Below are 13,662 nucleotides of genomic sequence, written 5' to 3' on the forward strand. Positions count from 1 at the left end.
TGGCGCGACCATGCTGCTTCTGATCGACAACTACGACAGTTTTACCTACAACCTCGTCCATTACCTGGGTGAGTTGGGCGCCGAAACGCGCGTGGTCCGCAACGACGCGATGGACGTCCAGCAGGCGATGGCGCTGCGGCCTTCGGCGATCCTGCTCTCGCCCGGCCCGTGCGACCCGGCCCAGGCGGGCATCTGCCTGGCCCTGACCCGCGCCGCCGCCGAAACCGGCACGCCGCTGATGGGCGTCTGCCTGGGCCACCAGACCATCGGCGAGGCGTTCGGCGGCCGCGTGATCCGCGCCCCCGAGATCGTTCACGGCAAGATGGGCACGATCCACCATGATGCGACCGGCGTCTTTGCCGGGCTGCCCAGCCCGTTCCAGGCGACGCGGTATCATTCCCTGATCGTCGAACGCGAAAGCCTGCCCGACTGCCTGCTGGCCAATGCCTGGCTCGAGGATGGCACGATCATGGGCCTGCGCCACCGCGACCTGCCGATCCACGGGGTACAGTTCCACCCCGAAAGCATCGCGTCCGAACACGGCCATGCCCTTCTGAAATCCTTCCTCGACACCGTGACGGAGCCCGCATGAGCGACGCGCTGAAACCGCTGATCGGCATCGCCGCCGACCGCCCGCTGACGCGGCCCGAGGCCGAAACCGCCTTCGAGGCGCTGTTCGAGGGCGAAGCGACGCCCAGCCAGATCGGTGGCCTGTTGATGGCGCTGCGCACCCGCGGCGAAACCGTGGACGAATTCGCCGCCGCCGCCGCCGTCATGCGGTCCAAGTGCCGCAAGGTCGCCGCGCCCCAGGGCGCGATGGACATCGTCGGCACCGGGGGCGATGGCAAGGGCACGCTGAACATCTCGACCGCGACGGCCTTCGTGGTGGCGGGCGCGGGCGTGCCGGTGGCCAAGCATGGCAACCGCAACCTGTCGTCGAAATCAGGTGCGGCAGATGCACTGTCGCAGATGGGCATCAACGTGATGATCGGCCCGGATGTGGTTGAAAAGGCGCTAAAAGAGGTCGGTATCGGCTTCATGATGGCACCGATGCACCACCCCGCGATGGCCCATGTCGGCCCGACGCGCGCGGAACTTGGCACGCGGACGATCTTCAACATCCTCGGGCCGCTGACCAACCCCGCGGGCGTCAAACGGCAGCTGACCGGGGCGTTCTCGCGCACGCTGATCCGTCCGATGGCCGAAACCCTGGGCGCGCTGGGCTCCGAGGCGGCCTGGCTGGTCCATGGCGGCGACGGCACCGACGAGCTGTCGATTTCCGGCATTTCCTTTGTCGCGATGCTGGACGGCGGCGAGGTAACCGAGCGCGAATTGCACCCCGAAGAGGCGGGCCTGCCCGAACATCCGTTCGAGTCCATCCTTGGCGGCACGCCCGAGCATAACGCGCGGGCGTTCGGCGCGCTGCTCGACGGCGAAGCGTCGGCCTATCGCGACGCGGTGCTGTTCAACGCCGCCGCCGCGCTGGTCGTTGCAGGCCGCGCGAAGACCCTGCGCGAAGGCGTTGAAATGGCCGCTGAAAGCATCGACTCGGGCCGCGCCCGCGCAAAGGTGCAGGGGCTTGCACAGATCACCTCGGAGGCGGCATGACCGAGACCATCCTGGACCGTATCAAGGCCTACAAGCTGGAGGAAGTGGCCGCCGACAAGGCCGCGCATCCGCTTTCGGAAGTCGAGGCCGCGGCCCGCGCCGCCGCCCCTGTCCGCCCCTTTGCCGAGGCGCTGCACAATGCCGCGAAAAAGGGCTATGGCCTGATCGCCGAGATCAAGAAGGCAAGCCCGTCCAAGGGTCTCATCCGCGAGGATTTCGACGTGCCCGCGCTGGCCCGCGCCTATGCCGAGGGCGGCGCCACCTGCCTGTCGGTGCTGACCGACACGCCATCCTTCCAGGGCGCCAAGGACTATCTGACCCGGGCCCATGCCGAGGTGAAACTGCCCTGTCTGCGCAAGGATTTCATGTACGACCCCTACCAGGTCGCCGAGGCGCGCGCGCTGGGGGCGGATTGCATCCTGCTCATCATGGCCAGCCTCTCCGACGCCCAGGCCGCCGAACTGGAAGACGCCGCGCGGCATTGGGGCATGGACGTCCTGATCGAGGTGCACGACGCCGAGGAACTCGACCGCGCCTGCCGCCTGGAATCTCCCCTGATCGGGATAAACAACCGCAATCTCAAGACCTTCGAGACCACTCTTGACACGACGCGGCACCTGGCCCGCCGGGTGCCCGAGGGCCGCCAGATCGTCAGTGAATCCGGCCTGACCACGCCCGCCGACCTGGCCGAGATGGCCCGCTATGGCGTGCGCAGCTTCCTGATCGGCGAAAGCCTGATGCGCCAGGACGACGTCGCCACGGCGACCAAGACGCTGCTTGCCAACCCTGCGATGGGCGTCCAGTGATGGCATCGCTCACCCATTTCGATGCCGAAGGCCATGCCCACATGGTCGACGTGTCGGAAAAGGCCGTGACGGCGCGGGTGGCGGTGGCCGAGGGCTACGTGAAGATGACCCCGGAAACCCTTGATCTTGTGACGGAAGGCCGGGCGAAAAAGGGCGATGTCATGGGCGTGGCGCGGCTTGCCGGCATCATGGGTGCGAAACAGACCGCGTCGCTGATCCCGCTCTGCCATCCACTGCCGGTAACCAAGGTCGCCCTCGACCTGGAGCCCGACCCCGCCCTGCCCGGCATCCGCATCACGGCCACCGTCAAGACCACCGGCCAGACCGGCGTCGAGATGGAGGCGCTGACCGCCGTCTCGGTCGCGGCGCTGACGGTCTACGACATGCTCAAGGCCGCCGAGAAGGGCATGCAGATCGGCGGCATCCGCCTCACGCTCAAGGAGGGCGGCAAATCCGGCCGCTACGAGGCAGCGACATGATTTCCGTTGCCGAGGCGCTGGACAAGGTCTTCGCCCTCGTCGCGCCCACCCCGGTCGAAGAGGTCCCGCTGGCCGAGTGTGCCGGCCGCGTGCTGGCCCGCCCGGTCTCCGCGCGCCTGACCCAACCGCCCTTCGCGGCCTCGGCCATGGACGGCTACGCCGTGACCGCGGCAGATGCCCGACCCGGCGCCATGCTCACGGTGATCGGCACCGCGCGCGCGGGCGAGGGCTTCGCGGGCACGCTTGCCCCCGGGCAGGCCGTGCGCATCTTCACCGGCGCCCCGGTCCCCGCGGGGGCCGACCGCGTGGTGATCCAGGAGGACGTCACCCGCAACGGCGATCGCATCACCCTGACCGAGATCGGCAGCGGCCCGAACATCCGCCCCGCTGGCGCCGATTTCGCACTGGGCGACACCATCGCCGCGCCGCGCCGCTTGCGCCCCGCCGACCTGGCGCTGGCCGCGGCGATGAACCTTCCCGCCCTGCCCGTCCACCGCCGCCCCGATGTCGCGATCATCGCCACCGGGGACGAACTCGTGATGCCGGGCGAAACCCCGGGGCCCGACCAGATCATCGCCTCGAACGCCTTCGGCCTGAAGGCCATGGTCGAGGCCGAGGGCGGGCATGCACGCCTCCTGCCCATCGCGCGCGACACCGAGGCCTCGCTCAGGGCCGTGTTCGAGTTGGCCGAGGGCACCGACCTGCTGGTGACCATCGGCGGCGCGTCGGTCGGCGATCACGACCTCGTCGGCAAGGTGGCCGCCGACCTGGGCATGGACCAGGCCTTCTACAAGGTAGCGATGCGCCCCGGCAAACCGCTGATGGCGGGCCGCATGGGAACGGCCGCGATGATCGGCCTGCCCGGCAACCCGGTGTCGGCGTTGGTTTGTGCACAGCTTTTCCTGTTGCCCGCGCTGCGCGTGATGCTGGGCCTGCCCGCCGCCCCCGCCCCGCGGCGCACGGGCCGCCTTGCCCGCGACCTCGACGCCAACGGCCCGCGCGAACATTACATGCGCGCCCGGATCACCGCCGACGGCATCGCCCCCTTCGACAGGCAGGACAGCGCGCTTCTGACCATTCTCAGCGAGGCCGACGCGCTGATCGTGCGCCCGGTCGGCGACGGCGCACGCCGGGCCGGCGAGACGGTCGCGTACATCCCGATCTGACCAGCGAAAACTTGACACAAAACGTGAACATGCCTAGAACATGGGGGAACAAAGCCCATGGCGGGGATGGACCATGCTTACGCGGAAACAGCTCGACCTTCTGGAATTCATCCACAAGCGGACACAGCGTGACGGCGTGCCGCCCTCTTTCGACGAGATGAAAGAGGCGCTGGACCTGCGGTCCAAGTCGGGCATCCACCGCCTGATCACCGCGCTGGAAGAGCGCGGCTTCATCCGCCGGCTGGCCCACCGCGCCCGTGCCATCGAGATCGTCAAGCTGCCCGAGGCGCTGGAGGCCCGCGGCTTCCGCCCCACGGTGATCGAGGGCGACGGCCCGCCGCCGCCCGCCCCGCCCGGCGCGATGGATGTCGAAACGGTGGGCGCGCTGGAACTGCCCGTCATGGGCCGCATCGCCGCCGGCACGCCGATCGAGGCGATTTCCCATGTCTCGCACCACGTCGCGGTGCCCGGCGGCATGGTCTCGGGGCGCGGCAAGCATTACGCGCTCGAGGTCAAGGGCGACTCGATGATCGAGGCCGGGATCAACGATGGCGACGTGGTGGTGATCCGCGAACAGACCACCGCCGAGAACGGCGAGATCGTGGTGGCCCTCGTCGACGACCACGAAGCGACGCTCAAGCGGTTCCGCCGCAAGGGCGACATGATCGCGCTCGAGGCGGCGAACCCGGCCTATGAAACCCGCATCCTGCGTTCGGACCAGGTCAAGGTTCAGGGCCGGCTCGTCGGGCTGATCCGCAGCTACTGAGTCCAGGGCCTGTCGCCCGCCACCCGCCGCGCCGCGACGATCCGGGGGCCGTCCGGCCCCGGATAGACGGCCAGCGCGCCGGTGCGCGCCAGCCGCCCCCGGTCCAGCAGCCGGCATCCCGCGGGCGCTTGCTCCACCTCTTGCGGGACGACCACCCAGCCCGCCGCGCAGGCCGGGGCCAGCCGCTCGGCCCATCCGCGCCCCGTCACCAGCGTAAAGGTCTCGCCCGCCACCTCGGCACTCTGGCAACCGCGTTCGCCGCCCAGCCCCGGCCGCGCGAACGCCTCCTCCTGCCGCGCCCGGTCGCCGTCATTCTCCAGCCAGGATAGCGCGACGAACCCCTCGCCGCCCGGTTTCGACAGCGCCCGCCCCTCGGGCCCCAGCGCGCCGATCAGCCCGCCGCTTTCCGCGATCAGCAGCGCCGGGCGCTCGGTCTGCGCCCACAGAACGAAGGCCGCCAGAATCGGCACCGCCCCCGCCGCCCGCGCCCGCCCCGTCCACAGGATCACCCAAAGCGCCCCCAGAGAAATCAGCGGCAAGACCCACGGCCCCGGCGCCACGACCGGCCAGACCGCACCCTCCAGCCCCGCCACCCATTCCGCCACGCCAAGGATCCACGCGATGCCCCAGCGCATCGGCTCCAGCCCCAGCACCGACAGCCCTATCGGGGCCAGGCAGGCCGCGGCCACCGCCGCCGGGATCACCAAAAGCCCCATCAGCGGCACGCTCAGCACATTGGCCAGCAGGCCGAATTGCGACACCTGGTTGAAATGCGCCGCACCAAAGGGCGCCGTGGCAAACCCCGCGATGGCCGAGGACAGCACCACCGCCAGCGCCCCCTGCGCCCAGCGCGGCGGGCGCCACATCCCCTCGGGCAGATCACGCAGCGCCCCGAACACCGCGATCAGCGCGGTCGTCGCGGCAAAGGACATCTGGAACCCCGCCTGCGTCAGGCTTTCGGGCGCGATCACCAGGATGATCAGCGCCGCGAAGGCCACCGCCCGCAGGGTCAGCGCGCGCCGGTCCGCCAGCACCGCCACCAGCACCACGGCCACCATCACATAGGCCCGCTCCGTCGCCACGTTGCCGCCCGACAGGGCCAGGTAAACCGCCCCCGCGGCCAACGCGCCCACCGCCGCCAGTTTCTTGATCGGCAGGCGCAGCGCGACAGCCGGGATCATCGCCAGGCCAAAGCGCAGCGCGGCAAAGACCACGCCGGTCAGCAACCCCATGTGCAGCCCGGAAATCGCCAGCAGGTGCGCCAGGTTCGAATCGCGCAACTCCTGCAACGTCTCGCGCGAGATCGCCGAGCGGTCCCCGGTCAGGATCGCGGCGGCGAACGCCCCCTGGTCGCCGGGGATCCGGTCGCGCAGCGCCGCCGACAGGTGCATCCGCGCCCGGTGCACGATCAACGTCAGCCCGCCCTCGGGCGGCTCCAGCGCCACCGCAGGCGTGCGCGCATAACCCACCGCGCCCAGCCCGTCGAACCAGGCATGCCGGCGGAAATCGAACCCGCCCGGTTCCGCGGGCGCCGAGGGCGGCGACAGGTGCGCCATCATCGCGATCCGCGTGCCCGGCGCCGGGTCGGTCACCCCGCCATCCCCGTGCAGCGAGATGCGCAGGCGGTGGGGCGTCTTTTCGGGGGGCACACGCTCCAGCCAGACCCGGTCCAGCGTGATCCGCGGCGCGTCCGATAGCGACCGGTCCAGAACCAGCACGCGCGCCTCGACGACACCGTAGAAACGGTACTCCAGCTTGGGTGCGGCCACCATCTGGGTGCGCGCCCCGGCCAGCAGCACCCCGAGACAGACCAGCGCCAGCGCCGTGAAGACCGGCCCCCAGATCTCGGGCAGGCGCCAGGCGCCCACCGCGGCCAGCCCCGCCATCGCCGCAACCGCGCCGTACCCCCACGGCGGGGGGTCGACCGGCAAGGCGAAATAGCCGCCGATGCCAACCGCAAGCAGCACCGGCGTCCACGGGAAAAGATGCCCCCGCCGGGCTTCTAGCGCGCTGAGCGGCCCCACCGCTTGTTCTCTCCCGAGCGATCTCCTAGACAGGCGGCAACGCTATCTCCACCATGGTGAACAAAAGGTTAATGCCCGTGTCCGACACCCCCGTCGTCACCCGCTTCGCCCCCTCTCCCACGGGCTTCCTGCATATCGGCGGCGCGCGCACGGCGCTGTTCAACTGGCTGTTCGCGCGCGGCCGCGGCGGGAAATTCCTGCTCAGGATCGAGGATACCGACCGCGCCCGCTCCACCCCCGAGGCGACCGAGGCGATCCTCAAGGGCTTGACCTGGCTGGGGCTCGACTGGGACGGCGACCCGGTCAGCCAGTTCGCCCGGGCCGACCGCCACGCCGAGGTGGCCCACCAGATGCTGGCCTCCGGCCATGCCTATAAATGCTTCGCCACCCAGGACGAGATCGCCGCGTTCCGCGAACAGGCCAAGGCCGAGGGCCGCTCGACGCTGTACCAAAGCCCCTGGCGCGACGCCGATCCCGCCAGCCACCCCGACGCGCCCTACGTCGTCCGGCTCAAGGCCCCGCGCGAAGGGGCAACGGTCATCGCGGACCGCGTGCAGGGCGACGTGACCATCGCCAACGACCAGCTTGACGACATGGTGCTGCTGCGCTCGGACGGCACGCCCACCTACATGCTGGCCGTCGTGGTCGACGATCACGACATGGGCGTGACCCATGTGATCCGCGGCGACGACCACCTGAACAACGCCGCGCGGCAGATGCAGATCTATGCCGCGATGGGCTGGGACGTGCCGGTCTGGGCGCATATCCCGCTGATCCACGGCCCCGACGGCAAGAAACTGTCGAAACGCCACGGCGCGCTGGGGGTCGAGGAATACCGCGACATGGGCTATCCGGCGGCGGGCATGCGCAATTACCTCGCGCGGCTCGGCTGGAGCCATGGCGACGACGAATTCTTCACCGACGCCCAGGCGCAAGACTGGTTCGGGCTCGAGGGAATCGGCCGCTCGCCCGCGCGGTTCGACTTCAAGAAGCTGGAAAACCTGTCGGGCCAGCATATCGCCGCCATGGAGGATGCTGCGCTGCTGCGCGAATTGCAGGCGTTCCTGGCCGCCACCGGCCAGCCCGCCCTGACCGAGCGGCAGCGGACCGGCCTGGCCGCGGCGATGCCGCTGCTGAAAGGCGGCGTGAAGACATTGCCGCAACTTATTGAAAAGGCGAACTTCGTCCTTGCCGACCGCCCGATCGTGCCGGACGAGAAGGCGGCCAAGGCGCTCAATGATGTATCCCGTGGTATACTGGCTGAATTGACGCCGCATCTGCAAAGTGCTAGCTGGGAGCGCGACGCGCTGGAAGCGGCCGTCAAGCAGGTCGCCGAGGCCCATGAAACCAACCTCGGCAAGCTTGCAGGCCCGCTCCGGGCGGCGCTCGCCGGGCGCTCTGTCTCGCCCAGCGTCTTCGACATGATGCTCGTCATCGGCCGGGAGGAAACGCTCACCCGGCTGGCTGACGCCCAGGGCCGAGGCTAAGGGAACGCCGCACGCCCCCGCACGCCACCCGACCGTGCCGCAGGGGAACGCGGCCCGGTCTCTCGAACGAAGAGGGACATCCATGGCCGACAGCAGCAGAACCGCAACACTGACCCTGGGAGACAAGTCGCTGGACCTGCCGGTGCTCAGCCCCACGGCCGGCCCCGACGTGATCGACATCCGCAAGCTGTATGGCGGGCTGAACGTGTTCACGCACGATCCCAGCTTTACCTCGACCTCGTCCTGCGAAAGCTCGATCACCTTCATCGACGGCGAAAAGGGCGAGCTTCTGCATCGCGGCTACCCGATCGACCAGCTGGCCGAGAAATCGCACTTCCTCGAGGTCTGCTACCTGCTGCTTTACGGCGAACTGCCGACCGGCGCGCAGCTCGAGGATTTCGAGAACCGCGTCACCCGCCACACCATGGTGCACGAACAGATGCACCGTTTCTTCACCGGCTTCCGGCGCGATGCGCACCCGATGGCGGTCATGGTGGGTGTCGTGGGCGCGATGTCGGCCTTCTACCACGACTCGACCGACGTCAACGATCCCTGGCAGCGCGAAGTCGCCTCGATCCGGCTGATCGCCAAGATGCCGACGATCGCGGCGATGGCCTACAAGTACACCGTCGGCCAGCCCTTCGTCTATCCGCGCAACGATCTGGACTATGCCTCGAACTTCCTGCGCATGTGCTTTGCCGTGCCGGCCGAGGAATACGAGGTCGACCCGATCCTGACCCGCGCGATGGACCGCATCCTGACGCTGCATGCCGACCACGAACAGAACGCGTCCACCTCGACGGTGCGGCTGGCCTCGTCGTCGGGCGCCAACCCCTTCGCCTGCATCGCCGCGGGTATCGCCTGCCTCTGGGGCCCGGCCCATGGCGGCGCCAACCAGGCCTGCCTGGAAATGCTGCGCGAAATCGGCACCGTGGACCGCATTCCCGAATATGTCGCCAAGGCCAAGGACAAGAACGACCCCTTCCGCCTGATGGGCTTTGGCCACCGCGTCTACAAGAATTTCGACCCGCGCGCGAAGGTGATGAAACAGTCCGCCCACGAGGTGCTGGAACTTCTGGGGGTGGAGAACAACGAAACCCTCAAGGTCGCGATGCAGCTGGAGAAGATCGCGCTGGAGGACGAGTATTTCGTCAAGAAGAAGCTCTATCCCAACGTCGATTTCTACTCGGGCATCATCCTCGACGCGATGGGCTTCCCCACCTCTATGTTCACGCCGATCTTCGCGGTCAGCCGCACGGTGGGCTGGATCTCCCAGTGGAAAGAGATGATCGCCGATCCGAATATGCGGATCGGCCGGCCGCGCCAGCTTTATACCGGCCCGACCAAGCGCGACTATGTCGAGGTCGAGGACCGCTGAGACCAGCCTGGGCCGCCCCACGGGGCGGCCCTTGCGCATTGCACGGCCACGATGGCCGACCCCGCGCTAGCGCCCTTCGAACCGGGGCGCCCGCTTTTCCAGGAAGGCGACGACGCCCTCCTTGAAATCCCGCGTCGCGCCGCAATCGCCCTGCAACTGCGCCTCCAGCGACAGCTGCGCCTCCAGGTCGTTGCCATAGGACGCCCGGATCGCCGCCTTCAGCTTGGCATAGGCCACCGTCGGCCCCTTGGCCAATTGTGCCGCACGGGCCCGCCAATGCGCCTCGAACCCGTCCTCGGGGACTGCCTCCCAGATCATGCCCCATTCGGCCGCCTGCCGCGCGGGCACCGGTTCGGCGAACAGCGCCGCCCCCATCGCGCGGGCGAACCCCACCTGGCGCGGCAGCCAGTAGGTGCCGCCTGCGTCGGGGATCAACCCGATCCGGGTAAAGGCCTGCAGGAACATCGCCGCCTCGGAGGCGATCACCACGTCGGCGGCCAGCGCCAGGTTCGCCCCCGCCCCGGCCGCCGCGCCGTTCACCGCCGCGATGGTCGGGATCGGGCAGTCGAAGATCGCTCGCAGCATCGGTTCGTATTCGTCCCGCAGGGTGCGTTCGAGGTCGATATCGGCCACATTCGCCCCGTCGCCCAGATCCTGCCCCGAGCAGAACGCCCGCCCGGCCCCGGTGATGACCAGCACCCGCGCCTCGTCGGGGGCATGGCGCACCGCGTCCAGGATCTCGGCCCGCATCTGGGTGTTCAGCGCGTTCATCACCTCGGGCCGGTTCAGCGCAAGAATGCCGATCCCGTCCTTCGCCTGCCAGTCGATCACCGTATAGACCATGGCCGCTCCCTTCCGTTCCGCCTGGCCGCCACCTTACCGCGGCGCGCGGCGAGGGAAAGGGGAACGCGGCGGCGCGGGCCGCCTCAGAAGCCGGCCGCCTTGCGCAACATGTTGCCCGCCACCACGATGGCGAAAACCGCGAACACCCGGCGCAGCGGTTTCGGGTCCATCCGGTGCGCCAGCGCCACGCCCAGGGGCGTGGTGATCAGCGTCATCCCCACGATCACCGCAAAGGCGGGCAGGTTCACCGCCCCCACGGTAAAGGGCGGCCGCCCCGCGGGCGCCACGTCGACCATCAGAAAGGCGATGACCGAGGGCACCGCGATCAGCACGCCGAACCCGGCGGCCGTCGCCACCGCGCGGTGGATCGGCTGGCCGTAGGCGGACATCAGCGGCACGCCGAACAGCCCGCCACCGATCCCCATCAGCACCGCGAGAAAACCCACCACGCCGGACAGCCCCGCACGCAGCGCGCCCCCCGGCATCGCCTCGGCCAGCCGCCAGCCCGACCGGCCAAAGGCCAGGTAGCCCCCCGCCAGCACGCCCAGAACGCCGAAAATACCCTGCAACACGACCGAGCGCAGCCCCGCCGCGACCAGCACGCCCAGCACCGCCCCGGCCACCAGCCCGGGCGCCCATCCCTTCAGGATGCCCCAGTCCACCGCGCCCTTGGCATGATGCGCCAGCACCGAGCGGACCGAGGTCACGATGATCGTCGACAGCGACGTGGCCAGGCAGATCTGCATGATCTGCGGGCTGTCATAGCCCAGCACCCCGAAGGCGTAGAAGAAGGCCGGCACCAGGATCAGCCCGCCGCCCACGCCCAACAGCCCCGCGATCACGCCCGCCACGGCCCCGATCGCCAGCAGCAGCGCCAGCATCGGCAGGATCAGCGAAAGCTCGGGCATGGCATGGGCCTCCGGTGCGGGTTTCCTGCCCCTTACCCCAGCGCCCCGCCCCGCGCCAGCGCGATCACGCCGCGCGCGGCAGCGCGGCCAGCGCCGCGTCCAGCACCTCCAGACCCGCGCCGGGCCGCACGCCCTCCTCGCTCAGCACCCGCCGCCAGGCCCGCGCCCCGGGCTGCCCGGCGAACAGACCCAGCATGTGGCGCGTGACATTGTGCAGCCGTCCGCCCGCGGCCAGGTGGCGCGCGATATAGGGTTTCATCTCCTCGACCACCTGCGTCCGGGTCTTGCGCCCGGGCACGCCGAAAATCGTCTCGTCCGCGCCCAGCAGGATCGCCGCCGGGTCGTGATAGGCCGCCCGCCCGATCATCACCCCGTTCAGCCCCGCCTCCAGCAGGGCCCGCGCCGCCTCCAGCGTCTCGACGCCGCCATTGATCGAAACATGCAGCCCCGGAAAGGCCCGCTTCATCTCCAGCACCAGGTCGTAATCCAGCGGCGGGATATCCCGGTTCTCCTTGGGGCTCAGCCCCTGCAGCCACGCCTTGCGCGCATGGATGATGAACCGCGTCACGCCCGCCGCCGCGACGGTTTCCAGGAAGGCGGGCAACACCTCGCGCGGGTCCTGCTCGTCGACGCCGATCCGGCATTTCACCGTGACCTCGACGCCCGAGGCCGCCCCCATCGCCGCCACGCAGTCGGCCACCACGTCCGGCGTCTTCATCAGCACCGCGCCGAAGGTCCCCGACTGCACCCGGTCCGACGGGCAGCCCACGTTCAGGTTCACCTCGTCATAGCCCTCGTCGCAGCACATCCGCGTGGCCTGCGCCAGTTCCCCCGGGTCCGACCCGCCCAGCTGCACCGCCACCGGGTGTTCGGCCGGATCGAACGCCAGCAGATGCCGCGCACCGCCTTTGACCAGCGCAGGCGCGGTGACCATCTCGGTATAAAGCAGGGTCCGCGCGCTCAGCATCCGGTGGAAATACCGGCAATGGCGGTCGGTCCAGTCCATCATGGGGGCCGCGGACAATCTAGCATGTTGTTTTATTTGCATTTTTGTGTATCTTCAAACTGCTGGCGGCGGCGGTGGCTCACGCTGGAATACGCCCGGATATCCCCGAATTTTCCCCTTTGAGACGGCTCATTGCACGCATGAGCCGCACACGAAATGGCCACCATTTCCCAGCTTCCTTCCGGTGCCTGACCTCGGTCCAGATCAGACGAAAGGGTGGCTCACGCGAGCGAGACGTTCCTTCGCCGCCACAGCGCCCATCGCTGGGCCCGCCAGGCGGAGACCCGGGTCGATCAGGGGATGGCGCCTACAAGCACGTCCGTTTCCAGACCTTTGGCGAGTTCATCGACCTTCCTATAGCCGATATGTGCGACGTAGGGAAACCGCCCCGGCGAAGCAAGTCCGCCATGCTGACCACGCTCAAGCGCGATCTCGGCAAGCAACGGATCGGCCACTTCGACCGCTCGAGCCTGACCGACTACGACAAGATGCGCGCGGAGCGACGAGCGGGTCCGGTGACGCTCGGGATCGACATCGGCAGCAAAGGGTTCACGAGCAAGATCGCGGTTCTATTTCTTGCCTGCCGGCAACCGCGTCCGGTCCTGTCGATGGACACGAACTCCGCCGCTTTCCGGGGGCTTTGAGTTCAAGCAAAGCCAACGGCCAAACCGGGGCGATTCAGCCTTCGTTGTCGGCTGGCCAGGGCCTGATCCTCAAGGGCGGGGCTGTTGGTCTGCCCACGCAACCCGGATCCCACGCCGGATTCACGAGATGGCTCTCTTACGGGAGCTGTGCAACAGAGCCGATCAAACGCCTAGGCCAGCAGGCCGTCGACCAGCGCGGCCAGCCAGACCATCGCCGCCAGCACCGAGGCCAGCAGCACCGCCAGCGACCCCAGGTCCTTGGCGATGCGCGACAATTCATGCCGCTCGGGGCCGATCCGGTCGACCACCGCCTCGACCGCCGTGTTCAGGACCTCGACGATCATCACCAAAAGGACGCTGGCGACCAGGATGGCGCCTTGAAACACGCTGTCGGCCAGCCACACGGCCGCCGGCACCGCCAGCATCAGCGCGGCTGCCTCCAGCCGGAACGCCTCTTCGTTGCGCCAGACGTCGCGCAGACCGGTCATCGAGTTCACGAAAGCGGCCCGAAGCCGGGCGAGGCCCTTGAGCGGTGTCTTTTGCATTG

14 protein-coding genes are annotated in these 13,662 nt (G+C 69.0%); 9 read left to right on the forward strand and 5 right to left on the reverse strand.

What is annotated here, in order from left to right:
- Window positions 1–10: 10 nt before the first annotated feature.
- From EV662_RS03445 to lexA, 6 genes are all read left to right on the forward strand, one after another.
- The gene (locus EV662_RS03445) at window positions 11–592 is read left to right on the forward strand and encodes an anthranilate synthase component II (protein WP_132460752.1); all 582 of its coding nucleotides are present in this window, start codon (window positions 11–13) and stop codon (window positions 590–592) included.
- Window positions 589–1,608 carry an anthranilate phosphoribosyltransferase gene (trpD, locus tag EV662_RS03450; protein WP_132460753.1) on the forward strand — a complete coding sequence of 340 codons (1,020 nt, stop codon included), beginning with the start codon at window positions 589–591 and terminating at the stop codon, window positions 1,606–1,608. Before EV662_RS03445 ends, trpD begins: the two co-directional genes overlap by 4 nt.
- Window positions 1,605–2,414, forward strand: a complete 810-nt coding sequence (trpC, locus tag EV662_RS03455; RefSeq protein ID WP_132460754.1) for an indole-3-glycerol phosphate synthase TrpC — start codon at window positions 1,605–1,607, stop codon at window positions 2,412–2,414. Before trpD ends, trpC begins: the two co-directional genes overlap by 4 nt.
- On the forward strand, window positions 2,414–2,893 hold the full coding sequence (gene moaC / locus EV662_RS03460; protein ID WP_132460755.1) for a cyclic pyranopterin monophosphate synthase MoaC: 480 nt from the start codon (window positions 2,414–2,416) through the stop codon (window positions 2,891–2,893). The genes trpC and moaC overlap by 1 nt, the downstream gene beginning before the upstream one ends.
- A complete protein-coding gene (locus tag EV662_RS03465; RefSeq protein ID WP_132460756.1) occupies window positions 2,890–4,059 on the forward strand; it encodes a molybdopterin molybdotransferase MoeA in 1,170 nt (389 codons plus the stop codon). The genes moaC and EV662_RS03465 overlap by 4 nt, the downstream gene beginning before the upstream one ends.
- 73 nt (window positions 4,060–4,132) lie before the next feature.
- The gene (lexA, locus tag EV662_RS03470; RefSeq protein WP_132460757.1) at window positions 4,133–4,825 is read left to right on the forward strand and encodes a transcriptional repressor LexA; all 693 of its coding nucleotides are present in this window, start codon (window positions 4,133–4,135) and stop codon (window positions 4,823–4,825) included.
- Here the strand turns inward: lexA and EV662_RS03475 are convergent.
- A complete protein-coding gene (locus tag EV662_RS03475; RefSeq protein ID WP_243695756.1) occupies window positions 4,819–6,792 on the reverse strand; it encodes a ComEC/Rec2 family competence protein in 1,974 nt (657 codons plus the stop codon). The two genes, lexA and EV662_RS03475, sit on opposite strands and share 7 nt — an antisense overlap.
- Window positions 6,793–6,920: 128 nt before the next feature.
- Between EV662_RS03475 and gltX the strand changes: the two genes are divergently transcribed.
- Window positions 6,921–8,336, forward strand: coding sequence for a glutamate--tRNA ligase (gene gltX / locus EV662_RS03480; protein ID WP_132460759.1), 1,416 nt, complete (start codon window positions 6,921–6,923; stop codon window positions 8,334–8,336).
- An 82-nt stretch (window positions 8,337–8,418) separates the two neighbouring features.
- Window positions 8,419–9,714 carry a citrate synthase gene (gene gltA, locus EV662_RS03485; protein ID WP_132460760.1) on the forward strand — a complete coding sequence of 432 codons (1,296 nt, stop codon included), beginning with the start codon at window positions 8,419–8,421 and terminating at the stop codon, window positions 9,712–9,714.
- 66 nt (window positions 9,715–9,780) lie between these two features.
- Here gltA and EV662_RS03490 read toward each other — a convergent pair whose 3' ends face one another.
- The 3 genes from EV662_RS03490 to dusA form a co-directional block, all read right to left on the reverse strand.
- Window positions 9,781–10,557 carry an enoyl-CoA hydratase-related protein gene (locus tag EV662_RS03490; protein WP_132460761.1) on the reverse strand — a complete coding sequence of 259 codons (777 nt, stop codon included), beginning with the start codon at window positions 10,555–10,557 and terminating at the stop codon, window positions 9,781–9,783.
- A gap of 83 nt (window positions 10,558–10,640) precedes the next feature.
- On the reverse strand, window positions 10,641–11,465 hold the full coding sequence (locus tag EV662_RS03495) for a sulfite exporter TauE/SafE family protein (RefSeq protein ID WP_132460762.1): 825 nt from the start codon (window positions 11,463–11,465) through the stop codon (window positions 10,641–10,643).
- Between the two features lie 64 nt (window positions 11,466–11,529).
- Complete coding sequence (gene dusA, locus EV662_RS03500) at window positions 11,530–12,513, reverse strand: tRNA dihydrouridine(20/20a) synthase DusA (RefSeq protein WP_132460763.1); 984 nt, start codon at window positions 12,511–12,513, stop codon at window positions 11,530–11,532.
- A 365-nt stretch (window positions 12,514–12,878) separates the two neighbouring features.
- On the opposite strand from dusA, the gene EV662_RS19715 reads away from it, so the two are divergent.
- Window positions 12,879–13,115: a hypothetical protein gene (locus EV662_RS19715; RefSeq protein WP_207903585.1), complete on the forward strand. Its 237-nt coding sequence runs from the start codon at window positions 12,879–12,881 to the stop codon at window positions 13,113–13,115.
- A gap of 170 nt (window positions 13,116–13,285) precedes the next feature.
- On the opposite strand, the gene EV662_RS03510 is transcribed toward EV662_RS19715, so the two are convergent.
- Entirely contained in the window at window positions 13,286–13,660 is a 375-nt protein-coding gene (locus tag EV662_RS03510) for a diacylglycerol kinase (protein ID WP_132460764.1), read from the reverse strand.
- Window positions 13,661–13,662: the final 2 nt, after the last annotated feature.

It is taken from the genome of Rhodovulum marinum, assembly GCF_004343075.1.
Classification (GTDB): Bacteria; Pseudomonadota; Alphaproteobacteria; order Rhodobacterales; family Rhodobacteraceae; genus Rhodovulum; species Rhodovulum marinum.